The organism is Pseudomonas trivialis (genome assembly GCF_036864995.1).
Classification (GTDB): domain Bacteria; phylum Pseudomonadota; class Gammaproteobacteria; order Pseudomonadales; family Pseudomonadaceae; genus Aquipseudomonas; species Aquipseudomonas trivialis.
In genome coordinates, this window is sequence record NZ_CP142151.1 from 886,417 (window position 1) to 908,214 (window position 21,798).

The 21,798-nt window shown below is 59.9% G+C and carries 20 protein-coding genes and 1 pseudogene; 15 read left to right on the forward strand and 6 right to left on the reverse strand.

Features of this window, described 5'->3' with window-relative positions; all coding sequences use genetic code 11:
• Positions 1–151: 151 nt before the first annotated feature.
• The 3 genes from VRB54_RS03785 to VRB54_RS03795 form a co-directional block, all read right to left on the reverse strand.
• Positions 152–1,780: an ABC transporter substrate-binding protein gene (locus VRB54_RS03785; protein ID WP_209988550.1), complete on the reverse strand. Its 1,629-nt coding sequence runs from the start codon at positions 1,778–1,780 to the stop codon at positions 152–154.
• A 258-nt stretch (positions 1,781–2,038) separates the two neighbouring features.
• Positions 2,039–3,640 (reverse strand): ABC transporter substrate-binding protein, encoded by a 1,602-nt coding sequence (locus VRB54_RS03790; protein ID WP_338479590.1) that lies wholly within the window; start codon positions 3,638–3,640, stop codon positions 2,039–2,041.
• Positions 3,641–3,731: 91 nt separating this feature from the next.
• Positions 3,732–4,445 carry an SIMPL domain-containing protein gene (locus VRB54_RS03795; RefSeq protein WP_338479591.1) on the reverse strand — a complete coding sequence of 238 codons (714 nt, stop codon included), beginning with the start codon at positions 4,443–4,445 and terminating at the stop codon, positions 3,732–3,734.
• 204 nt (positions 4,446–4,649) lie between these two features.
• Here VRB54_RS03795 and VRB54_RS03800 point away from each other — a divergent pair, with 204 nt between their 5' ends.
• From VRB54_RS03800 to VRB54_RS03810, 3 genes are all read left to right on the forward strand, one after another.
• Complete coding sequence (locus VRB54_RS03800; protein ID WP_209988561.1) at positions 4,650–5,912, forward strand: ATP-binding protein; 1,263 nt, start codon at positions 4,650–4,652, stop codon at positions 5,910–5,912.
• Positions 5,905–6,465 (forward strand): response regulator transcription factor, encoded by a 561-nt coding sequence (locus tag VRB54_RS03805; protein WP_338479592.1) that lies wholly within the window; start codon positions 5,905–5,907, stop codon positions 6,463–6,465. The genes VRB54_RS03800 and VRB54_RS03805 overlap by 8 nt, the downstream gene beginning before the upstream one ends.
• 98 nt (positions 6,466–6,563) lie before the next feature.
• Positions 6,564–8,288, forward strand: a complete 1,725-nt coding sequence (locus VRB54_RS03810; protein ID WP_338479593.1) for an ABC transporter ATP-binding protein/permease — start codon at positions 6,564–6,566, stop codon at positions 8,286–8,288.
• Positions 8,289–8,473: 185 nt separating this feature from the next.
• On the opposite strand, the pseudogene VRB54_RS03815 reads toward VRB54_RS03810, so the two are convergent.
• A pseudogene (locus VRB54_RS03815) lies at positions 8,474–8,910 on the reverse strand (YhcB family protein).
• A gap of 147 nt (positions 8,911–9,057) precedes the next feature.
• Between VRB54_RS03815 and VRB54_RS03820 the strand changes: the two are divergent.
• The 3 genes from VRB54_RS03820 to zapE all read left to right on the forward strand — a co-directional run bounded on the left by VRB54_RS03820 (position 9,058) and on the right by zapE (position 12,237).
• Entirely contained in the window at positions 9,058–9,687 is a 630-nt protein-coding gene (locus VRB54_RS03820; RefSeq protein WP_209988566.1) for an alpha/beta hydrolase, read from the forward strand.
• Positions 9,688–9,711: 24 nt separating this feature from the next.
• Positions 9,712–11,079, forward strand: a complete 1,368-nt coding sequence (locus tag VRB54_RS03825; protein ID WP_338479594.1) for a tryptophan--tRNA ligase — start codon at positions 9,712–9,714, stop codon at positions 11,077–11,079.
• Between the two features lie 63 nt (positions 11,080–11,142).
• Positions 11,143–12,237 carry a cell division protein ZapE gene (zapE, locus tag VRB54_RS03830; RefSeq protein ID WP_231422514.1) on the forward strand — a complete coding sequence of 365 codons (1,095 nt, stop codon included), beginning with the start codon at positions 11,143–11,145 and terminating at the stop codon, positions 12,235–12,237.
• A gap of 136 nt (positions 12,238–12,373) precedes the next feature.
• On the opposite strand, the gene VRB54_RS03835 is transcribed toward zapE, so the two are convergent.
• Positions 12,374–13,294 (reverse strand): GlxA family transcriptional regulator, encoded by a 921-nt coding sequence (locus VRB54_RS03835; RefSeq protein ID WP_338481044.1) that lies wholly within the window; start codon positions 13,292–13,294, stop codon positions 12,374–12,376.
• Positions 13,295–13,535: 241 nt separating this feature from the next.
• Complete coding sequence (locus tag VRB54_RS03840) at positions 13,536–14,576, reverse strand: NADP(H)-dependent aldo-keto reductase (RefSeq protein ID WP_338479595.1); 1,041 nt, start codon at positions 14,574–14,576, stop codon at positions 13,536–13,538.
• 249 nt (positions 14,577–14,825) lie between these two features.
• Between VRB54_RS03840 and rplM the strand changes: the two genes are divergently transcribed.
• The 9 genes from rplM (at position 14,826) to kdgD (ending at position 21,786) form a co-directional block, all read left to right on the forward strand.
• Complete coding sequence (rplM, locus tag VRB54_RS03845) at positions 14,826–15,254, forward strand: 50S ribosomal protein L13 (RefSeq protein ID WP_003171742.1); 429 nt, start codon at positions 14,826–14,828, stop codon at positions 15,252–15,254.
• A gap of 14 nt (positions 15,255–15,268) precedes the next feature.
• Positions 15,269–15,661 carry a 30S ribosomal protein S9 gene (rpsI, locus tag VRB54_RS03850; RefSeq protein WP_003216038.1) on the forward strand — a complete coding sequence of 131 codons (393 nt, stop codon included), beginning with the start codon at positions 15,269–15,271 and terminating at the stop codon, positions 15,659–15,661.
• Positions 15,662–15,916: 255 nt separating this feature from the next.
• Positions 15,917–16,510 carry a ubiquinol-cytochrome c reductase iron-sulfur subunit gene (petA, locus tag VRB54_RS03855; protein ID WP_338479596.1) on the forward strand — a complete coding sequence of 198 codons (594 nt, stop codon included), beginning with the start codon at positions 15,917–15,919 and terminating at the stop codon, positions 16,508–16,510.
• The gene (locus VRB54_RS03860) at positions 16,510–17,724 is read left to right on the forward strand and encodes a cytochrome bc complex cytochrome b subunit (RefSeq protein ID WP_338479597.1); all 1,215 of its coding nucleotides are present in this window, start codon (positions 16,510–16,512) and stop codon (positions 17,722–17,724) included. Before petA ends, VRB54_RS03860 begins: the two co-directional genes overlap by 1 nt.
• On the forward strand, positions 17,721–18,500 hold the full coding sequence (locus VRB54_RS03865) for a cytochrome c1 (RefSeq protein ID WP_338479598.1): 780 nt from the start codon (positions 17,721–17,723) through the stop codon (positions 18,498–18,500). The genes VRB54_RS03860 and VRB54_RS03865 overlap by 4 nt, the downstream gene beginning before the upstream one ends.
• A 149-nt stretch (positions 18,501–18,649) precedes the next feature.
• Positions 18,650–19,267 (forward strand): glutathione S-transferase N-terminal domain-containing protein, encoded by a 618-nt coding sequence (locus tag VRB54_RS03870; protein ID WP_032886246.1) that lies wholly within the window; start codon positions 18,650–18,652, stop codon positions 19,265–19,267.
• A gap of 17 nt (positions 19,268–19,284) precedes the next feature.
• Positions 19,285–19,704 carry a ClpXP protease specificity-enhancing factor gene (locus VRB54_RS03875; RefSeq protein WP_338479599.1) on the forward strand — a complete coding sequence of 140 codons (420 nt, stop codon included), beginning with the start codon at positions 19,285–19,287 and terminating at the stop codon, positions 19,702–19,704.
• Positions 19,705–19,861: 157 nt separating this feature from the next.
• Positions 19,862–20,611 carry a FadR/GntR family transcriptional regulator gene (locus VRB54_RS03880; protein ID WP_338479600.1) on the forward strand — a complete coding sequence of 250 codons (750 nt, stop codon included), beginning with the start codon at positions 19,862–19,864 and terminating at the stop codon, positions 20,609–20,611.
• A 263-nt stretch (positions 20,612–20,874) separates the two neighbouring features.
• Positions 20,875–21,786, forward strand: coding sequence for a 5-dehydro-4-deoxyglucarate dehydratase (gene kdgD, locus VRB54_RS03885; RefSeq protein ID WP_338479601.1), 912 nt, complete (start codon positions 20,875–20,877; stop codon positions 21,784–21,786).
• The last annotated feature ends 12 nt before the right edge of the window (positions 21,787–21,798 follow it).

Here is a 21,798-nt window from a genome sequence, read left to right on the forward strand (position 1 = left end):
AATGCGCAAAAACGGATGGACCGCGTAGGCAGCGGAAGCACATATCGCAGTCCATTGCTGTAGGACGCAATGGATGTATATGTAGTCTTTTGCCTACGATCCAGGCAGAAACAATAACGGCGACGTTATGAAACGTCGCCGCCAGTGATGTTTACTTGCCGCTTACGCTGACGCCGTAGAAGGAGTTCAAGCCAAACGGGCTGATCTTGAAGTCCTGCACGGTGTTGCGCATGGGTTGATACACCGTCGAGTGCGCGATGGGTGTCATCGGTACTGCATCTTTGAGGATATGTTGCGCCTGCTTGTACAGCTCGGTGCGTTTGGCGACATCCGAAGTAGCCTTGGCTTCTTTTACGATGCCGTCGAATTTCTTGTCACACCATTTGGAGAAGTTGTTGCCGGCCAGGGAGTCGCAGCCGAACAGCACGTTCAGCCAGTTGTCCGGGTCACCATTGTCGCCGCTCCAGCCAATGATCATGGCCTGGTTCTCGCCGCCTTTGGAGCGCTTGATGTACTCACCCCACTCGTAGCTGACGATGTTGACCTTCAGGCCGATCTGTTTCCAGTCGTTCTGCAGCATCTCGGCCATCAGCTTGGCGTTCGGGTTGTACGGACGCTGTACCGGCATGGCCCACAGGGTGATCTCGGTGCCTTCCTTGACGCCGGCTTCCTTGAGCAATTCCTTGGCCTTGGCAGGATCGTACTTGGCATCCTTGATGGTGGTGTCGTAGGACCACTGGGTCGGCGGCATGGCGTTGACGGCCAGTTGGCCGGCGCCCTGGTACACGGAGTCGATGATCTGCTGCTTGTTCACCGACATGTCCAGTGCTTCACGTACGCGCAGGTCGGACAGCGGGTTGGCTGCGGTCTGGCCCTTGAGTACCGGCATGACGTTGTAGGCGATGTAGCCCAGGTTGAAACCGGCCTGGTGCGGCAGTTTCAGGTCCTTGTCTTCGCCCAGCGCCTTGAGGTCGGCCGGACGCGGGAACAGGGTGATCTGGCATTCGTTTTTCTTGAGCTTCTGGATACGCACGGACGGGTCGGTGGTGATGGCGAAGATCAGGTTGTCGATCTTCACGTCTTCAGGTTTCCAGTAGTCCTTGTTGCCGGTGTAGCGAATGTTCGAGTCTTTCTGGTAGCTCTTGAACACGAACGGGCCGGTGCCGATCGGCTTCTGGTTGATGTCGGCAGGTTTGCCTTCCTTCAACAGTTGGGCGGCGTATTCGGCTGACTGGATCGAGGCGAAGCTCATGGCCAGGTTCTGGATGAACGCCGCGTCCACGGTGCCAAGGGTGAACTTGACGGTGTGGTCATCGACTTTCTCGATGTTCTTGATGTTGGTGTCCATCCCCATGTCCGTGAAGTACGGGAACTCGGTGGGGTAGGCCTTACGGAATGGATCGTCTTTGTTGATCATCCGGTTGAAGGTGAACAGTACGTCGTCGGCCGAGAACTCACGAGTCGGCTTGAAGTACGGGGTGGTGTGGAACTTGACGCCTTCGCGCAGGTGGAAGGTGTACGTCAGGCCATCCGGGGAAACGTCCCAGCTGGTGGCCAGGCCAGGAACCACGGCGGTGCCGCCACGTTCGAACTGGCTCAGACGGTTGAACATGGTTTCGGCCGAAGCATCGAAGTCTGTTCCGGTGGTGTACTGGCCTGGATCGAAACCGGCCGGGCTCCCTTCGGAGCAGAACACCAGGTTAGTTGCCGCAAGGGCTGCAGGGGCGGCGGCCATTAGGCCCGCGCTCACTAATAACGGAAGGACTGCGTGTTTGAGCATGTTGGCCTCATGATTTGTTGTCATTTTTGGTGGTGAGGGCGACCTCGTGAGTCGGCCTGCGGATACTTATGCAGGCGCCATACCCATTGCAAGACGCTGAACCGCTGCAAGGCTCAAAGTGTGGTACGAACGTACAGGAATGTCGCATTTATGAAAGTTTTGACATAAATGCATATATTTAGAGCGTTTTTTCGGTGCATCAGGCGCACCAGAAATGCCCGGCCGAGGCGTCTGGCGCACTCGGTTGGGGCGGTTGTGTTACTTCTCCAGACTCACGCCGTAGAACGGTGTCAGCCCGAACGGACTGATCTTGAAGTCCTGCACTTCCTTGCGCAGTGGCTGGAAAACCGTCGAGTTTGCAATAGGCGTTATAGGCACTTGTTCCTTAAGGATTTTCTGTGCCTGTTGATACCACTTGATGCGCTGCTCGCGGTCATTACTGACCTTGGCCTGCTGCACCAGCTTGTCGTAGGCCGGGTTACACCACTTGGCGTAGTTGCTGCCCTTGACCGCGGCACAACTGTAGAGCACGCCCAGCCAGTTATCCGGGTCGCCGTTGTCGCCGGTCCAACCGTAGATCATGGCGTCGTGCTCGCCGTTTTTGGCGCGCTTGATGTATTCGCCCCACTCATAGCTGACGATATTGGCCTTGATGCCGACCTTGGCCCAGTCCTGCTGGATCATCTGCGCCGACATGCGCGCGTTCGGGTTGGACGCACGCTGAACGGTCATCGCCCACAGGTTGATCGTGGTGCCTGGGGCGATACCTGCTTCTTTCAGTAGCGCCTTGGCCCTGGTTGGGTCGTATGGGGCGTCCTTGATCGTCGGGTCATAGGACCACTGCGCCGGTGGCAGGGCGTTCTGCGCCAATTGTCCGGCGCCTTGATACACGGCTTTGATAATCGCCGGCTTGTCGATGGCCATGTCCAGCGCCTGGCGTACCTTGAGCTGATCCAGCGGCGGGTGGGTCACGTTGTAGGCGAGGAAACCCAGGTTGAACCCGGCCTGCTGCAACACGCGCAGGTTGGGGTCCTGCTTGATCACCTCAATGTCCTGCGGGCGAGGATAACCGCTCACCTGGCATTCACCGGCCTTGAGCTTTTGCAGGCGCGAGGCCGCATCCGGGGTGATCGCGAACACCAGGTTGTCGAGCTTCACATCCTCGGGCTTCCAATACTGTTTATTGGCAACGTAGCGAATCTGCGAATCCTTCTGGTAACGCTTGAACACAAACGGCCCGGTGCCGACGGGCTTCTGGTTGATGTCTTCGGCCTTGCCTTGCTTGAGCAACTGCGCGGCGTATTCGGCGGACTGGATCGAGGCGAAACTCATGGCCAGGTTCTGCACGAACGAGGCATCGACGTTGTTCAGGTTGAAACGCACGGTGTGTGCGTCGATTTTCTCGACGTTCTTGATCGTGGTGTTCAGACCCATGTCGGTGAAGTACGGCGATTCGGACGGGTAGGCCTTGCGAAACGGGCTTTCGGCGTCGAGCAGACGATTGAAGGTGAACAGCACGTCATCGGCATTGAAGTCGCGAGTCGGCGTGAAGAAATCGGTGGTGTGGAACTTCACGCCATCGCGCAGATGGAAGGTGTACGCCAGACCGTCTTTGGAGATATCCCAGCTGGTTGAAAGGCCAGGTTCGACTTCAGTGCCGCCGCGCTTGAACTGGGTCAGGCGGTTGAATACGGTTTCGGCCGAGGCGTCGAAGTCGGTGCCGCTGGTGTACTGGCTGGGGTCGAAACCGGCGGGGCTGGCTTCGGAGCAGTAGACCAGCGTAGTCGCCGCCTGGGCCATTGGCAGGAAGGCCAGCAGGCCTGCGGCGAGCAGCAGTGGTTTGATGGCGATTCTTTCCATGGAGACCCCTTAGATGGCAGGCATATAAAAGCTGCCCAAACGAAAACGGCGGTTACCGAGGTTACCGCCGTTTAGGTGTGTCAGGTAGGGGTTACTGCATCTGCACTTCGATCACGCCATCGGCGCTCATATTGACCTGACTGGTGCCAGCCTCCACCTCCGGCGTCGGCGCTGAATCGGCCATGGCCGATTTCATCAACATCGCGCCACGAGCGTAGGGCATCGGATAGCCATTGGTATTGAAGTTGAGGTTGACGATCTTGTAGCCCTTGCCACCCAAGGCATCGGTCGCTAATTGCGCACGGGCCTTGAACGCGGCCACTGCGTCCTTGAGCAACGCATCTTCGCTGGTTTTGCGCGTGGTGTCGGCGATAGCGAAGTCCATGTTCTGCATTTTCAGGGTATTGAGCAGCTCTCCGGTGAGCTTGGACAGCGCCGGGAAGTCCGCGCTTTCCAGGCGCAGTTCGGCGCGTTCACGCCAGCCGGTGATCTTCTGGTTCTTGTTGTCGTAGATCGGGTAGCTGTTGCGGCTGCCCTGGCGCAGGGTCACGGCCTTGACTTCACGGGCCTGGCCGAGCGCGGTGTTCATGGTGTTGGTGATTTCGGCGGCGAGCTTGGCCGGGTCGCTGTTCTGCGATTCGGTGTAGAGGGTGACGATCATCTTGTCGCGGGCGACTTCCTGGCTGACTTCGGCGCGCAGGGAAATCTGGTTGTAATGCAGCTCGTCGGCGGCCAGCGCCGGCAGGCTGGCCAGGGTGCTGGCGCCGAGGGTGAGCAGGGCTGCGCTGCGAGTGAAACGAGACATGGAAGCTCCTTGGGACAGTGGTGTTGGGTATGACTGTAGACGTTGGTGTCGGGTTCTTCGGGTTTACACATTACTTATAATGCCGCGCATGCCGACGAACGGCGGTCTGTGCGGCCTGCGTCAAAGAGCCACACGCGCCATGTCTGCGCTGCTGCTTCGTTTATACTCCTGGCGATCCGCCTGCAGCGCTCATCGGGAGAGCCCATGCTCGCCGCCGTAAAACTGACTTCCGCCACCCGCCAGAACCTTTGGCGCCTGACGTTTATCCGCACCCTGGTACTGGCCGCACAGGCCGGCTCCGTGGGGCTCGCCTACTGGTTCGATCTGCTGCCGCTGCCCTGGCTGCCGCTGGGTGTGACGCTGGGGTTCTCCACGGTGTTGTGCGTGTTTACCGTGATCCGGTTGCGTACCACCTGGCCGGTCACCGAGCTGGAGTATGCGCTGCAGTTGGCCTGCGACCTGTTTATCCACAGTGTGTTGCTTTATTTCTCCGGCGGTTCCACCAACCCGTTCGTTTCCTATTACCTGGTGCCGCTGACCATCGCCGCCGTGACCTTGCCATGGCGTTATTCGGTGGTACTGTCGGGGATTGCGCTGACCCTCTACACCTTGCTGCTGGCCCAGTTCTACCCGTTGCAAACCTTCCCCATCGCGCGGGAAAACCTGCAGATCTACGGGATGTGGTTGAGCTTTGCGCTGTCGGCGGCGGTCATCACCTTTTTTGCCGCACGCATGGCCGAAGAACTGCGCCGACAGGAAGAACTGCGCGCCATTCGCCGCGAAGAGGGCCTGCGCGACCAGCAACTGCTGGCCGTCGCCACCCAGGCCGCCGGCGCTGCCCATGAGCTGGGTACGCCGTTGGCGACCATGAGCGTATTGCTCAAGGAAATGACCCAGGACCATCATGACCCGGCTCTGCAGGATGACCTCGGCGTACTGCAGGAGCAGGTCAAGCAATGCAAGCTGACCTTGCAGCAACTGGTGCGCGCCGCCGAAGCCAACCGCCGCCTGGCGGTGCAGATGCAGGACGTCACCCAATGGCTCGACGAAGCGCTGAACCGCTGGCACCTGATGCGCCCCGAAGCCAGTTACCGCTTCACCCTGCTGGGCCAGGGCAGCGTGCCGCGCATGGCGCCGCCTCCTGACCTCACCCAGGCGTTGCTCAACCTGTTGAATAATGCCGCCGACGCCTGCCCCGAAGGCCTGGGCGTGCAGTTGGACTGGGACGCGGAGCACGTCACCATCAGCATCCGTGACCACGGCGCCGGCGTGCCGCTGGCCATTGCCGAGCAGATCGGCAAACCCTTCTTTACCACCAAGGGCAAAGGCTTCGGCCTGGGCCTGTTTTTGAGCAAGGCCAGCGTGACCCGCGCGGGCGGCTCAGTGAAACTCTACAGTCATGAGGAAGGTGGCACGCTCACCGAGCTGCGCCTGCCCCGTGTCGCACGAGGAGATAGCGATGAGTGACGAGATTCAAGTCGAAGGCGAAGAACTGCCGCACCTGTTGCTGGTAGACGACGACGCCACCTTTACCCGCGTGATGGCGCGCGCCATGAGCCGTCGCGGCTTTCGCGTGAGCACCGCAGGTTCCGCCGAAGAAGGCTTGAGCATCGCCCAGGCCGATCTGCCGGACTACGCCGCGCTCGACCTGAAAATGGACGGCGACTCGGGTCTGGTGCTGTTGCCCAAGCTGCTGGAACTCGATCCGGAAATGCGCGTGGTGATCCTCACCGGGTACTCCAGCATCGCCACCGCCGTCGAGGCCATCAAGCGCGGCGCCTGCAACTACCTGTGCAAGCCGGTCGACGCCGACGACGTGCTGGCCGCGCTGCTCTCCGAGCATGCCGACCTCGACACTCTGGTGCCGGAAAACCCGATGTCGGTGGACCGCCTGCAGTGGGAGCACATCCAGCGTGTGCTGACCGAACACGAAGGCAATATCTCGGCCACCGCCCGCGCCCTCGGGATGCACCGCCGCACCTTGCAACGCAAGCTGCAAAAGCGTCCGGTACGCCGCTGAACCTAAGCTGAACGACCCGTCTCAGGCCGCACGGAGCCCTGAACCGATCCCTTATGATCGGTTCAAACGCCTGCCATTTTTCCTACAGAGCCTGAACGATGAACCAGAACGCAGAGTATTCCGCGGTCAATGACGCCGTGCATGGGCAATTCTTCCGTCGAACCTGGGCGATGATCACGCCGTACTGGCGCAGTGAGGAGAAGGGCAGGGCCTGGTTGCTGCTGGCGGCAGTGATTGCGCTGTCACTGTTCAGCGTGGCGATCTCCGTGTGGATCAACCACTGGTACAAGGATTTCTACAACGCACTGGAGAAGAAGGACACCGCCGCGTTCTGGCAATTGATCGGCTATTTTTGCGGGATCGCGACGGTGGCTATTCTCGGTGCGGTCTACCGCCTGTACCTGACGCAGATGCTGACCATCCGCTGGCGCGCCTGGCTCACCGAAAAACACTTCGCGCGCTGGCTGGCCCACAAGAATTATTACCAACTGGAGCAGGGCGGTTACACCGACAACCCCGACCAGCGGATTTCCGAAGACCTCAACAGTTTCACCACCAATACTCTGGGCCTCGGCCTGGGGCTGCTGCGCAACGTTGTCAGCCTGGTGTCGTTTTCCGTGATCCTGTGGGGCGTGTCGGGCAGCATCGAAGTCTTCGGCATCACCATTCCGGGTTACATGTTCTGGTGTGCACTGGTGTATGCCGGGGTCGGCAGTTGGCTGACCCATCTGATCGGGCGTCGCTTGATCGGCTTGAGCAACCAGCAGCAACGCTTCGAGGCTGACCTGCGTTTCTCCATGGTGCGGGTGCGCGAGAATGCCGAGAGCATCGCCCTGTACAACGGCGAGCCCAACGAGAACCAGCGCCTGAAGACGCGCTTTGGCCGGGTATGGCACAACTACTGGGACATCATGAAAGTGTCCAAGCGCCTGACCTTTTTCACCGCCGGTTACGAGCAGATCGCTATCGTGTTCGCGTTTATCGTGGCGGCCCCGCGTTACTTCGCCGGCAAGATCGAGCTGGGCGAGCTGATGCAGATCAACTCGGCGTTCGGCAACGTGCAGGGCAACTTCAGCTGGTTTATCAGTGCCTACACCGACCTCGCCGCCTGGCGCGCCACCAGCGACCGTTTGTTGAGCTTTCAGCAAGCCATGACGGAAAACGAGCAGCGTCCGGCCGCTATCGAGGTAAATGCAGAAGGCGAACGTCTGATGGTGCAGGGCCTGGGCATGAACCTGGCCGATGGCCGTCACTTGCTCACCGATGCGAACATGATTGTCGAGCCGGGCCAGCGCCTGATGCTCAGCGGTCGCTCCGGCAGCGGCAAGAGCACCCTGCTGCGTGCCATGGGCCGCTTGTGGCCGGCGGGTCACGGCAGCATCCGCCTGCCGGCGGCACGTTATCTGTTCCTGCCGCAAAAGCCTTACCTGCCAATCGGCACGTTGAAGGCGGTGTTGAGTTATCCACAGGACGACAGCGCCTATACGGCCGAACGTTATGCACAGGTGCTGGAAACCTGCCGCCTGCCGCAACTGGTTGCGCGCCTGGACGAGGTCAACCACTGGCAGCGCATGCTCTCGCCTGGCGAGCAGCAACGTCTGGCCTTTGCCCGCGCCTTGTTGTTCGCGCCGCAGTGGCTGTACATGGACGAGGCGACATCGGCCATGGATGAGGAGGATGAGGCCAGCCTGTATCAAGCCTTGATCGATGAGCTGCCGGGGCTGAGCATCTTCAGCGTCGGCCATCGCAGCAGCCTCAAGCGCTTCCATGGGCGGCATGTGCGGATCGAGGGTGGCTGGTTGCAGGAGCAACCCGTTTCCTGAACCTTGACTGCGGTCAGTGTGGGAGGGGACTTGCTCCCGATAGCGGTGTGTCAGTTACAGGTGAGCTGACTGATGCATTGCTATCGAGAGCAAGCCCCCTCCCACATTTTGATGAGATGTGAGTCTCAAACAAAAAGCCCGGCTGATCATCGATCAGCCGGGCTTTTTGTCGTGCCTGAAAAGACTTATTTCTTCAAGCCGTAATGCTCATCCAGCATGCCGGGGGCGTTCGGCGTTTTTGGCGCGTAGTCCCGTGGTGGCTCCTGGTTTTCCCTAGGGGGGTCAGGCGTTCCCGTGGCGCTTGCGGTGCATCGGAATGCAGCGCGGCCAGCAGACGCTGGCGGGTGATGTCATCCAGGGCCAGGCGGTTGGCGCCATCGGCCAGATGATCCTGTACATCCTGGTAGCTCTGGGTGAGTTTCTTGACCAGGGTCGCGGTGCTGTTGAAGTGGGTAACAACCTCGTTCTGATAACTGTCAAAACGTTCCTGAATGTCATCCAGCTGACGCTGCGTGCGGTTAGGCGCGGCATTCGGCAGCAGGCGAGCAACCAGGAATCCAATGGCGACACCGGCAACCAGGGCAAGAGTCGGCAACAACCAAACTAAGAGCGAGTGTTCCACGAGTCCTTCCTCTATAAACGGCTTTGCTTTACGTTAACGGCTCGGACCTGCGCTGTATACCGCGATTAAGCTCGCAATGATGCCATGCACAGACTTTTAGCTAGACGAGTCGACCCTTTGAGAGGTCACGGAGTTCATCTCTTGCTCATGCGTGAAACCCCCGTTTTGATCGATGGCCCGGTGGGCCAATTGGAAGCCCTGTACCTGGATCACCCCGAGCCACGCGGCCTGGCGCTGATCTGCCATCCCAACCCGGTGCAGGGCGGGACCATGCTCAATAAAGTCGTTTCGACCCTGCAGCGCACCGCACGCGATGCCGGTTTGATTACGCTGCGTTTTAATTACCGTGGCGTCGGTGCCAGTGCGGGCACCCATGACATGGCCACCGGGGAAGTCGACGATGCCGAGGCCGCCGCCACCTGGCTGCGGGAAAAACACCCTGACCTGCCGATCACCCTGCTCGGCTTTTCGTTCGGCGGTTATGTGGCCGCCAGCCTCGGCGGGCGCCTGGAAGCCAGGGGCGAACAACTCGCGCATTTGTTCATGGTCGCCGCTGCGGTGATGCGCCTGCGCGATAACGATGTGCTGCCGCTGGGTTGCCCGCTGACCGTGATCCAGCCGGAAACCGACGAAGTGGTCGACCCGCAACTCGTCTACGACTGGTCCGCCGCCTTGAATCGCCCCCATGAGCTGCTGAAAGTGGCAGAATGCGGGCACTTTTTTCATGGCAAGCTCACCGATCTGAAGGATCTGGTGCTGCCGCGCCTCTCGAATTGACAGCAGTCTGATAAGCGATTACCCATGACGACTCGTACCCGTATCCTCACCGGCATTACCACCACCGGCACGCCGCACCTGGGCAACTACGCCGGTGCGATTCGCCCGGCGATCCTCGCCAGCCAGGACGCCAATGCCGACTCCTTCTACTTCCTGGCCGACTACCACGCCCTGATCAAGTGTGATGACCCGCAGCGCATCCAGCGCTCGCGCATGGAAATCGCCGCGACCTGGCTGGCCGGTGGTCTGGATGTGAACCGGGTGACGTTCTATCGCCAGTCCGACATCCCGGAAATCCCCGAGCTGACCTGGCTGCTGACCTGCGTGGCGGCTAAAGGCCTGCTCAACCGCGCCCACGCGTACAAGGCTTCGGTGGACAAGAACGTGGAGGCCGGCGAAGACCCGGATGCGGGCATCAGCATGGGCCTTTACAGCTACCCGGTGCTGATGGCAGCGGACATCCTGATGTTCAACGCGCACAAGGTGCCGGTCGGTCGCGACCAGATCCAGCACGTGGAAATGGCCCGGGATATCGGCCAGCGTTTCAACCACCTGTTTGGCAAGGGCAAGGAGTTTTTCACCATGCCCGAGGCGCTGATCGAAGAAAGCGTCGCCACCTTGCCGGGCCTGGATGGCCGCAAGATGTCCAAGAGCTACGACAACACCATCCCGTTGTTCAGCAGCGCCAAGGACATGAAGGACGCGATCTCGCGCATCGTCACCGATTCCCGCGCGCCGGGCGAAGCCAAGGATCCGGACAATTCACACCTGTTCACCCTGTACCAGGCGTTTGCCAGCAAGGCCGAGGAAGAACAGTTCCGCGCTGAGTTATTACAGGGCCTGGGCTGGGGCGAGGCGAAGAACCGTCTGTTCCAACTGCTCGACGGCCAGCTTGGTGAAGCCCGCGAGCGTTATCACACGCTGATGTCGCGCCCCTCGGACATGGAAGACCTGCTGCTGGTGGGCGCGAAGAAGGCCCGTGCCGTGGCCGCACCGTTTCTCGCTGAACTGCGCGAGGCCGTTGGCCTGCGTTCGTTTGTCGAGCAGGCTGCAGCACCGGTCGCCACGAAAAAGAAAGCCGCGAAAACCGCGCGGTTTGTGAGCTTTCGCGAAGACGACAGTTTCCGCTTTCGTCTCCTGGCCGCCGATGGCGAGCAGTTGCTGTTGTCGCGCAACTTCGCCGATGGCAAAGCGGCGGGCGCGGCAACCAAGCAATTGCAAAGCGGCGACGCGCTGGACGTGCGCAATGAAGGCTTGGCCTTCAGCGTGTGGCTGGACGGTAAACCGGTGGCCGACAGTGCCGAGTTCGCCGACGAAGCGTCACGCGATGCCGCCATCGCCGCCTTGCGCATTGCGTTGACCCCCTCGAGGATTAACCCGACCAAGGGTTGATTGCCATTATTCAGGGCCGTCGTTACAGTGACGGCCCGTTTTTGTTGCCTTGCTAACGAAATTATGACGCCCCTAGAACGATATCAAGCTGATCTGAAACGCCCTGAATTCTTCCATGATGCGGCGCAGGAAAATGCCGTGCGTCATTTGCAGCGCCTGTACGACGACCTCGTCGCGGCTTCGCAGAACAAGCCCGGGATGTTCAGCAAGCTGTTTGGCAAGAAAGACCAGACGCCGGTCAAGGGCCTGTACTTCTGGGGCGGCGTCGGCCGGGGCAAGACCTACCTGGTGGACACGTTCTTCGAAGCGCTGCCGTTCAAGGAAAAGGTGCGCACGCACTTTCACCGCTTCATGAAGCGCGTGCACGAAGAGATGAAAACCCTGCCGGGCGAGAAAAACCCGCTGACCATCATCGCCAAGCGCTTTTCCGACGAAGCCAAGGTGATCTGCTTCGATGAGTTCTTCGTCTCCGACATCACCGACGCGATGATCCTCGGCACCTTGATGGAAGAGCTGTTCAAGAACGGCGTGACCCTGGTCGCCACCTCGAACATCGTGCCCGACGGTTTGTACAAGGACGGCCTGCAGCGTGCACGCTTCCTGCCGGCCATCGCGCTGATCAAGCAGAACACCGAAATCGTCAACGTCGACAGCGGCGTCGACTACCGCCTGCGTCATCTCGAGCAAGCGGAGTTGTTCCACTTCCCGTTGAACGAAGCGGCCCACGAAAGCCTGAAGAAAAGCTTCCGCGCGCTGACGCCGGAATGCACCCAGGCGGTGGAAAACGACAAGCTGATGATCGAGAACCGCGAAATCATCGCCTTGCGTACCTGCGACGACGTGGCCTGGTTCGAATTCCGCCAACTGTGCGACGGCCCGCGCAGCCAGAACGATTACATCGAACTGGGCAAGATCTTCCACGCGGTGATCCTCAGCGGCGTGGAACAGATGAGCGTGACCACCGACGATATTGCGCGGCGGTTCATCAACATGGTCGATGAGTTCTACGACCGTAACGTCAAGTTGATCATCTCGGCAGAAGTCGAGCTCAAGGATCTCTATACCGGCGGTCGCCTGAACTTCGAGTTCCAGCGCACCCTGAGCCGGTTGCTGGAGATGCAGTCCCACGAGTTTCTGTCGCGCGGGCACAAGCCGTAAGCAGTTTCCAGAGCTGTGGAGTTTAATGTGGGAGGGGGTTGCCCCCGATAGCGGTGAATCAGTCAGTGCGTCATTGGCTGACAGACTGCTATCGGGAGCAAGCCCCCTCCCACATTGGTTTTGTGTATATCCCCAATTAAGCGGCTTGCTGGAACTGCTGGCGGTATTGGTTCGGTGAAAGTTCGGTGTGCTGCCTGAACAGCCGCGCAAAGAAACTCGCATCGTCATACCCCACCTCATAGCTGATGGTCTTGATGCTTTTGCGGCTGCCCGAGAGCAGGCCCTTGGCCGTCTCGATACGCAGGCGTTGCAGGTAGTGCAGCGGCTTGTCGCCGGTGGCGGTCTGGAAGCGGCGCATGAAGTTGCGAATGCTCATGCCGTGTTCGCGGGCCACGTCTTCAAAGCGAAACTTGTCGGCAAAGTGTTCTTCGAGCCAGTGCTGGATCTGCAGGATGATCACGTCCTGATGCAGCTTCTGCCCACCAAAGCCAATGCGTCCCGGCGAATAACTGCGCTGCACTTCATAGAGGATGTCGCGGGCCACGGCCTGGGCAATATTGGCGCCGCAGAAACGTTCGATCAGGTAGATGTAGAGGTCGCAGGCCGAGGTGGTGCCGCCGGCGCAATACAGGTTGTCGGCGTCGGTCAGGTGCTTGTCCTGATTGAGGTGCACCTGGGGGAAGCGCTCGCTGAAGGCCGTGAAGAAGCGCCAGTAGGTAGTCGCCTCCTTGCCATCGAGCAGACCGGCTTCGGCCAGCCAGAACACCCCGGTGGCCTCGCCGCAGAGTACGGCGCCGCGCGCGTGTTGCTCGCGCAGCCATGGCAGCACTTGCGGGTAGCGGGTGCACAGGGTCTCGAAGTCGTCCCAGAAGGCCGGCAACACGATGATGTCGGCGTCTTCCAGGCCGCCGTCCACCGGCATGATCACATCGCTGAAGCTGCGCACCGGTTGGCCGTCGGGGCTGACCAGGCGGGTTTCAAAGCCCGGGGTCAGGCCCAGGCCCTGCTGTTTGCCGTAGCGCAGGCTGGCGAGGTGAAAGAAATCCTTGGCTTGCATGAGCGTGGACGCGAACACCCGGTCAATGGCCAGGATGCTGACGCGCCGCAACGGCGTGGAGGCTTGGTTGGACATGATCTCATTTATTCTTATAGGGGAAAGTGGTCACCAGACGGCTGGATCGTCTTATTTTTCGTCGTGTGTGTCCAGTGCCCCGTGACGCCATCGAGAGCAGGTTCCCCGCGTGTTCACCCATCAAGTGTGGGAGGGGGCCTGCTCGCGATCGCGGTCTACAGGTCAATCAAGGTGCAGGGTTGGGATGCTCCTTCTGAATCGCCTCAATCCCTTCCAGCACTTCCTTCGACAGCTTCAGCCCGGCACTGGCAATGTTGCTGTCCAACTGCGCAAGGCTTGTGGCACCAATGATATTGCTGGTCACAAACGGTTGCTGCGTGACGAACGCCAGGGCCATCTGCGCCGGGTCCAGGCCGTGTTCTCGTGCCAGCGCCACATAGCGGCTGCAGGCCGCTTCCGACTGCGGGTTGAAATAGCGGCTGAAGCGGCTGTATTCCGTCAGCCGCGCCTTGGCCGGGCGCGCGCCGTTTTCATATTTGCCGCTGAGCATGCCGAACGCCAGCGGCGAGTAGGCCAGCAAGCCGCACTGTTCGCGAATCGCCACTTCCGCCAGGCCCACTTCAAAGCTGCGGTTGAGCAGGTTGTAGGGGTTCTGGATCGACACCGCGCGCGGCCAGCCGCGGGCTTCGGCCAGGGCCAGGAATTTCATGGTGCCCCACGGGGTTTCGTTGGACAGGCCGATGTGGCGGATCTTGCCGGCCTTGACCTGCTCGTCCAGCGCTTCGAGGGTTTCCTCCAGTGGGGTGATGTCCGGCTGATCCTCGTGCTGGTAGCTCAGCTTGCCGAAGAAGTTGGTGTTGCGCTCCGGCCAGTGCAGTTGATACAGGTCGATCCAGTCGGTTTGCAGGCGTTTGAGGCTGGCGTCCAGCGCCTGGACGATGTGGGTGCGATTGTGTTTGAGGTTACGGTCGCGGATATAGTCGATACCGTTGCCGGGGCCGGCGATCTTGCTGGCGAGGATCCAGTCGGCCCGGTCGCCGCGGCTTTTGAAGTAGTTGCCGATATACCGCTCGGTGGTGGCATAGGTATCGGCCTTGGGCGGCACCGGGTACATTTCGGCGGTATCGAGGAAGTTGATCCCGGCCGCCTTGGCCCGCTCGATCTGTGCGAAAGCCTCTGCCTCGCTGTTCTGCTCACCCCAGGTCATGGTGCCCAAGGCTATCGCGCTCACGTTCAGATCCGTACGGCCCAGCTGTCGATAATCCATCGGGTACTCCTTGCAGGGAAAACAATCATAAAAGCAGGTTGAATTTTTTTTCGCAATCTGCATAATTGCCCACCTCTTTCTGCAGTGGAAGTGATGCGCCGTCTGCCGAAGAATCTTGCCGTTGAACGGACGCGCCGACCCGAGCCCCCGATAGCGTCTGTATCCGGCTGCCTTTGACTTGTCAAAGTACGCACTATTCAGTAAGATCCGCCGTCTAATTTACAGGGCGGCCCCTGAGGCTATTAAAGAATGACAACTTTTACTGCAAAACCGGAAACAGTTCAGCGCGACTGGTTTGTCGTCGACGCCGCTGGTCAGACCCTGGGTCGTCTGGCCACTGAAGTCGCCAGCCGTCTGCGTGGCAAGCACAAGCCTGAGTACACCCCTCACGTTGATACCGGTGACTACATCGTGATCATCAACGCTGAGCAGGTACGTGTTACCGGCAACAAAGCGCAAGACAAAATGTACTACCGTCACTCCGGTTTCCCAGGCGGTATCAAGTCTTCCAACTTTGAAGGCCTGATCTCCAAGAAGCCTGAAGCCCCGATCGAAATCGCGGTCAAAGGCATGCTGCCTAAGGGCCCACTGGGTCGCGATATGTTTCGCAAGCTGAAAGTCTATGCGGGCGCTGTACACCCTCATGCTGCTCAGCAGCCCCAAGAACTGAAGTTTTAACGGAATAGTTCATTATGTCGGCGACTCAAAATTACGGCACTGGCCGTCGCAAAACCGCAACCGCACGCGTTTTCCTGCGTCCGGGCACTGGTAACATCTCGATCAACAACCGCACTCTGGAAAATTTCTTCGGTCGCGAAACTGCCCGCATGGTAGTTCGTCAGCCGCTGGAACTGACCGAGACCGTTGAAAAGTTCGACATCTACGTCACTGTTATCGGTGGCGGTGTGAGTGGTCAGGCTGGCGCAATCCGCCACGGTATCACTCGCGCTCTGATGCAGTACGACGAAACCCTGCGTGGCGCTCTGCGCAAAGCTGGCTTCGTGACTCGTGATGCCCGTGAAGTTGAACGTAAGAAAGTCGGTCTGCGTAAAGCGCGTAAGCGTCCGCAGTACTCGAAGCGTTAATTCGCTTTACGTTCCACAAAAACGCCCAGTCTCCTCACGGAGCTGGGCGTTTTTTATTGCTTGGATTTTCGTATTTTTTGCCGTGACAACATGCCGCGTCCTTATACTTCGAGGGTCGCTGGCTGGGCTCAGGGACATTCCCTATTTATTAGTCTGGCTTTTAACTACCATCCGGCGACATTTTTACAGACAGACATTCAATACTGAGCAGGCGCCTGATTTAGCAGGCTATAGAGCCGATGGTGAGAGGACTGAATGAGCAATGACGGCGTGAATGCAGGCCGGCGTCGCTTCCTGGTAGCAGCCACCTCCGTGGTGGGCGCTGCAGGAGCGGTGGGGGCTGCGGTCCCGTTCGTGGGAGCATGGTTCCCCAGCGCCAAGGCGAAAGCTGCGGGCGCGCCGGTGAAGGTGAATGTCAGCAAGATCGAGCCGGGGCAGCAGATGATTGCCGAGTGGCGCGGCCAGCCGGTATTCATTGTGCGCCGTACCGAGGAAATCCTGAGGAACCTGAAAAGCCTTGAAGGCCGACTGTCTGATCCCACCTCCGAGAAGTCCGACCAGCCCGCCTACGCCAGGAATGAAGCGCGGTCGATCAAGCCCGAGATTCTGCTGCTGGTCGGCTTGTGTACTCACCTGGGTTGCTCGCCGACCTTTCGCCCTGAAGTGGCGCCGGCGGATCTGGGCAAGGACTGGGTCGGCGGCTTCTTCTGCCCGTGTCACGGTTCCCAGTACGACCTCGCCGGGCGCGTCTACAAGTCCCAACCTGCGCCGCTTAACCTGCCCGTGCCGCCGCATTCCTACGAAACGGACGACCTGATTGTCATTGACCTCGACCAGGAGAATGGGTGATGAGCAAGTTCATGGATTGGATCGATGCGCGCTTTCCCGCCACCAAAATGTGGGAAGGCCACCTCAGCAAGTACTACGTGCCAAAGAACTTCAACTTCTTCTACTTCTTCGGCTCCCTGGCGCTGCTGGTGCTGTTCAACCAGATCATCACCGGCGTCTGGCTGACCATGAGTTACACGCCCACGGCTGAAGAGGCGTTCGCCTCGATTGAAGGCACCATGCGTGACGTCAACCACGGAGCAATCCTGCGAACGCTGCATGCCGTGGGCGCCTCGATGTTCTTCATCGTCATCTACCTGCACATGTTCCGTGGCCTGCTCTACGGTTCCTACCAGAAGCCCCGCGAGCTGGTGTGGGTGTTTGGCATGCTGATCTACCTGGCACTCATGGCCGAAGCCTTCATGGGGTATCTGCTGCCATGGGGGCAGATGTCGTACTGGGGCGCCCAGGTGATCATCTCGCTGTTCGGCGCAATCCCGGTGATCGGCAACGACCTGGCCCAGTGGATCCGGGGTGACTACCTGGTCTCTGGCATCACCCTGAACCGTTTCTTCGCCTTGCACGTGGTGGCCCTGCCGATCGTGATCCTGGGTCTGGTGGTGCTGCATATCCTGGCGCTGCATGAAGTGGGGTCCAACAACCCGGATGGCGTGGACATCAAGCAGTACAAGGACGAGAGCGGCATCCCGCTGGACGGCATTGCGTTTCACCCGTACTACACTGTGAAAGACCTCGTCGGTGTGGTGGTATTTCTATTCGTATTCTGCTCGGTCGTGTTCTTTTTCCCGGAAATGGGCGGTTATTTTCTCGAGAAACCCAACTTCGAGCCTGCCAACCCTCTCAAGACGCCTGAGCACATTGCCCCGGTGTGGTACTTCACGCCGTTCTACGCGATCCTGCGCGCCATCCCGGACAAACTCATGGGCGTGATCGCCATGGGCGCGGCCATCGCCGCGTTGTTCGTGCTGCCATGGCTTGACCGCAGTCCGGTCAAGTCCATGCGCTACAAGGGCTGGCTGAGCAGGATCTGGCTGTGGCTGTTCTGCATTTCGTTCGTGACCCTGGGCGTGCTCGGCCTACTGGCGCCGACGCCCGGGCGCACGGTGCTGTCGCAGGTCTGCACCTTTCTGTACTTCGCCTACTTCATTCTGATGCCGTTCTACACCCGGTTCGAGAAGACCAGACCGGTACCGGAAAGGGTGACGGACCGATGAAAAAGCTGTTCGTGGCATTGATTGTGGCGGCGCTGCCGCTGCTGGCCTGCGCCGCCGAGCAAGGCGCGCCGTTGGAGCACATTGACATCGACGTGTCCGACAAAGCCGCCATGCAGGACGGCGCGCGCACCTTCGTCAACTATTGCATGGGCTGCCACAGCGCCAAGTACCAGCGCTATGAGCGCGTGGCCGACGACCTGGGTATCCCTCACGCGCTGATGCTGGAGAAGCTGGTGTTTACCGGCGCCAAAATCGGCGACCACATGGACATCGGTATGCAGCCTGCGGACGCCAAGGCCTGGTTTGGCGCGGCACCGCCCGACCTGACCCTGGTGGCCCGGGTTCGCGGCACCGATTGGCTGTACGGCTATCTCACGTCGTTCTACGAAGACCCGGCCCGGCCATGGGGCGTGAACAACAAGGTTTTCCCGAATGTGGGCATGCCGAACGTTCTGGTCGGCCTGCAGGGTCGCCAGGTGGTAGGATGCACGCAGGTTCAGGTCGTTGAAGACGGCAAGAGGCAATATGATCCGTTGACCGGCACGCCGCTGCCCCATCAAGCGTGTGATCAGCTGACCATCGTGCCCAACACCGGTAAGCTGAGCGCAGAGCAGTTTGACGAGAAGGTCAGAAACCTGGTGACCTTCCTGGCCTACTCGGCCAACCCGGTCAAATTGCAGCACCAGCGCATCGGTACGTACGTCTTGCTCTACCTGGCTTTCTTCTTTGTATTCGCCTATCTGCTCAAACGCGAATACTGGAAGGATGTGCATTGATCCAACCGTAAGCAATTGCTGTTAATCTTGCGCGCCCAGCGGCTTCTCTGACTACACGGCGACCTGGTTGAACCGGGTGCTGCAGAGAGGCGCCCTGGGCGCGCTCGTTTTTGAGCTTTCGATAATTTCAACAAGCGAGGAGGACCGCCATGGGCGTGACCAACCGGTTGGCCTGTTACTCCGACCCCGCCGACCACTATTCCCACCGAGTACGCATCGTGCTCGCAGAGAAGGGTGTCAGCGCCGAGATCATCAGTGTGGAAGCGGGTCGTCATCCGCCGAAACTGATCGAAGTGAACCCTTACGGCAGCTTGCCCACCCTGGTCGATCGTGACCTGGCGTTGTGGGAGTCGACCGTGGTGATGGAATACCTGGATGAGCGTTACCCGCATCCGCCTTTGCTGCCGGTGTATCCGGTGGCGCGTGCCAACAGCCGCCTGCTGATTCATCGAATTCAGCGCGACTGGTGCGGTCTGGTGGATGTGATCCTCGATTCGCGCAGCAAAGAGGCAGCCCGTGTCGTGGCGCGCAAGGAATTGCGCGAGAGCCTGACAGGCGTTTCGCCGTTGTTCGCGGATAAACCTTTTTTCCTCAGCGAGGAACAAAGTTTGGTGGATTGCTGCCTATTACCCATACTCTGGCGCTTGCCGATTCTGGGCATTGAACTGCCTCGGCCGGCCAAGCCTTTGCTTGATTACATGGAGCGCCAATTTGCGCGTGAGGCTTTCCAGGCGAGTCTGTCTGGTGTCGAACGCGACATGCGCTAAGGCCTAAGGAGCCGTTGATGAACTCCAGTCGACCCTATTTGGTCCGCGCGCTCTACGAGTGGATTGTGGACAATGATTGCACCCCGCACATGCTGGTCAATTCCGAATTCCCCAAGGTGGATGTGCCGCAGGGTTTTTCCAGTGACGGACAAATTGTGCTGAACGTATCACCCAGTGCCGTGCGCCACCTGCACATGGACAACGAAGCCGTCAGCTTCGAAGGGCGTTTCGGCGGTGTGCCGCATACGCTGTTCGTGCCGATTGGCGCCATCCTCGGCATTTATGCCCGGGAAAATGGCCAGGGCATGGTCTTCGATCTGGAATCGCCTTTCGAGGACGAGCCGTCCATCGAAGGCGAGGGCGGTAATGATTTGCCGCCACCGGATTCGGAACCACCGCGCCCCAGCGGCCGGCCGAGCTTGAAAGTGGTGAAGTAAAAGGTTTGTTCTTGCGCACGCTCCGAATCAATGCCCCGGCTGTGCCGGGGCATTTTTTTGCGCGCAGGATAGAGGTGAAAGTCGCGCCTGGACGGTGATCGTACAACCACCATGGGCTATGATGCGTGCTCAAGCTCACCGAGAAAGATGATTCATCATGGAAAACGCCAGCACCGCCCCTCGTCTTCCCCGCAAGCGCCGCAGCCTTGCCCAGGAATTGGTCACGGTGTTGTCCGAGCAGATCCGTGACGGCCAGCTCAAGCGCGGTGACAAGTTGCCCACCGAGTCAGCGATCATGGAAGCCCACGGCGTCAGCCGCACGGTGGTGCGCGAAGCCATCTCGCGCCTGCAGGCGGCGGGGCAGGTGGAGACCCGCCACGGCATCGGCACTTTTGTGCTGGATACGCCAAGCCCCAGCGGCTTTCGCATTGACCCTGCCACCGTGGTGACCTTGCGTGACGTACTGGCGATCCTCGAGCTGCGTATCAGCCTGGAAGTGGAGTCGGCGGGCCTGGCGGCCTTGCGCCGTAGCGATGAGCAACTGGCGGCCATGCGCGCCGCCCTCGACGCGCTCAACGAAAGCGCCGCCCACGCCGGCGATGCGGTCGCCTCGGACTTTGCATTTCACCTGGAAATCGCCCTGTCCACCGGCAACCGTTACTTCACCGACATCATGACTCACCTGGGCACCAGCATCATTCCGCGAACCCGCCTGAATTCGGCGCGTCTGGCCCATGACGACCAGCAGCACTACATGGTCCGCCTGAGCCGCGAACACGAAGAAATCTACGACGCCATCGCCCGCCAGGATTCGGACGCAGCACGCGCCGCGATGCGCCTGCACTTGACCAACAGCCGCGAACGCCTGCGCCATGCCCATGAAGAGGCAGAGGCGCAGCGCAACTAAGCCACAAGGCTGCACTCGGTCAACATGTGGGAGGGGCTTGCTCCCGATAGCGGTGTGTCAGTTGATGTCCCTATTGACTGACCCACTGCTATCGGGAGCAAGCCCCTCCCGCATTGATTTCCATTGTCTGGAAAATCCCGCAGCACATCCGTTGCGATGAATTGCAGTTGACGAATCCTTTTATGGTTGTACGATGACGTACGACATCACCACAACCAACAATAACCTTTCGACAGAAAGTCTTCGCCCAGGGTGTTCGAATAATGAATCCACAAGAACTGAAGTCCATCCTCTCCCACGGTCTGCTGTCTTTCCCGGTGACCGATTTCAACGCCCAGGGTGATTTCCACCAGGCGGGTTACATCAAGCGTCTCGAGTGGCTGGCCCCCTACGGCGCCACGGCTCTGTTCGCCGCTGGCGGCACCGGTGAGTTTTTTTCCCTGGCCGCCAGCGAATACTCCCAGGTGGTGAAAACCGCAGTCGATACCTGCGCCTCCAGCGTGCCGATTCTCGCCGGGGTGGGCGGTGCGACGCGCCAGGCCATCGAATATGCCCAGGAGGCCGAGCGCCTCGGTGCCAAAGGCCTGCTGCTGCTGCCGCATTACCTCACCGAAGCCAGCCAGGACGGGGTTGCCGCCCACGTTGAGGCCGTGTGCAAATCGGTCAAGATCGGCGTCGTGGTGTACAACCGCAACGTCTGCCGCCTGACTGCGCCGCTGCTGGAACGCCTGGTCGAGCGCTGCCCGAACCTGATCGGCTATAAGGACGGCCTGGGTGACATCGAGTTGATGGTGTCGATCCGCCGTCGTCTGGGCGACCGTTTCAGCTACCTCGGCGGCCTGCCGACTGCAGAGGTTTACGCCGCTGCCTACAAGGCCCTGGGCGTGCCGGTGTACTCCTCGGCGGTGTTCAACTTCATCCCGAAAACCGCGATGGACTTCTACCACGCGATTGCCAAAGACGACCACGCCACCGTTGGCAAAATCATCGACGACTTCTTCCTGCCGTACCTTGATATCCGTAACCGCAAGGCCGGCTACGCCGTGAGCATCGTCAAGGCGGGTGCGAAGATCGCCGGCTACGACGCAGGCCCGGTGCGCACCCCGCTGACCGACCTGCTGCCGGAAGAATACGAAGCCCTGGCCGCGCTGATCGACAAGCAAGGCCCGCAATAACTTATCAACAAG

Coding starts and splice junctions, on each gene's coding strand:
- VRB54_RS03870 (WP_032886246.1), top strand. CDS start 18,650: ATGGGCGTGACCAACCGGTTGGCCTGTTACTCCGACCCCGCCGACCAC.
- VRB54_RS03825 (WP_338479594.1), top strand. CDS start 9,712: ATGACGACTCGTACCCGTATCCTCACCGGCATTACCACCACCGGCACG.
- zapE (WP_231422514.1), top strand. CDS start 11,143: ATGACGCCCCTAGAACGATATCAAGCTGATCTGAAACGCCCTGAATTC.
- petA (WP_338479596.1), top strand. CDS start 15,917: ATGAGCAATGACGGCGTGAATGCAGGCCGGCGTCGCTTCCTGGTAGCA.
- VRB54_RS03835 (WP_338481044.1), bottom strand. CDS start 13,294: ATGCAAGCCAAGGATTTCTTTCACCTCGCCAGCCTGCGCTACGGCAAA.
- VRB54_RS03865 (WP_338479598.1), top strand. CDS start 17,721: ATGAAAAAGCTGTTCGTGGCATTGATTGTGGCGGCGCTGCCGCTGCTG.
- kdgD (WP_338479601.1), top strand. CDS start 20,875: ATGAATCCACAAGAACTGAAGTCCATCCTCTCCCACGGTCTGCTGTCT.
- VRB54_RS03840 (WP_338479595.1), bottom strand. CDS start 14,576: ATGGATTATCGACAGCTGGGCCGTACGGATCTGAACGTGAGCGCGATA.
- VRB54_RS03860 (WP_338479597.1), top strand. CDS start 16,510: ATGAGCAAGTTCATGGATTGGATCGATGCGCGCTTTCCCGCCACCAAA.
- VRB54_RS03880 (WP_338479600.1), top strand. CDS start 19,862: ATGGAAAACGCCAGCACCGCCCCTCGTCTTCCCCGCAAGCGCCGCAGC.
- rplM (WP_003171742.1), top strand. CDS start 14,826: ATGACAACTTTTACTGCAAAACCGGAAACAGTTCAGCGCGACTGGTTT.
- VRB54_RS03805 (WP_338479592.1), top strand. CDS start 5,905: ATGAGTGACGAGATTCAAGTCGAAGGCGAAGAACTGCCGCACCTGTTG.
- VRB54_RS03795 (WP_338479591.1), bottom strand. CDS start 4,445: ATGTCTCGTTTCACTCGCAGCGCAGCCCTGCTCACCCTCGGCGCCAGC.
- rpsI (WP_003216038.1), top strand. CDS start 15,269: ATGTCGGCGACTCAAAATTACGGCACTGGCCGTCGCAAAACCGCAACC.
- VRB54_RS03820 (WP_209988566.1), top strand. CDS start 9,058: ATGCGTGAAACCCCCGTTTTGATCGATGGCCCGGTGGGCCAATTGGAA.
- VRB54_RS03790 (WP_338479590.1), bottom strand. CDS start 3,640: ATGGAAAGAATCGCCATCAAACCACTGCTGCTCGCCGCAGGCCTGCTG.
- VRB54_RS03800 (WP_209988561.1), top strand. CDS start 4,650: ATGCTCGCCGCCGTAAAACTGACTTCCGCCACCCGCCAGAACCTTTGG.
- VRB54_RS03875 (WP_338479599.1), top strand. CDS start 19,285: ATGAACTCCAGTCGACCCTATTTGGTCCGCGCGCTCTACGAGTGGATT.
- VRB54_RS03785 (WP_209988550.1), bottom strand. CDS start 1,780: ATGCTCAAACACGCAGTCCTTCCGTTATTAGTGAGCGCGGGCCTAATG.
- VRB54_RS03810 (WP_338479593.1), top strand. CDS start 6,564: ATGAACCAGAACGCAGAGTATTCCGCGGTCAATGACGCCGTGCATGGG.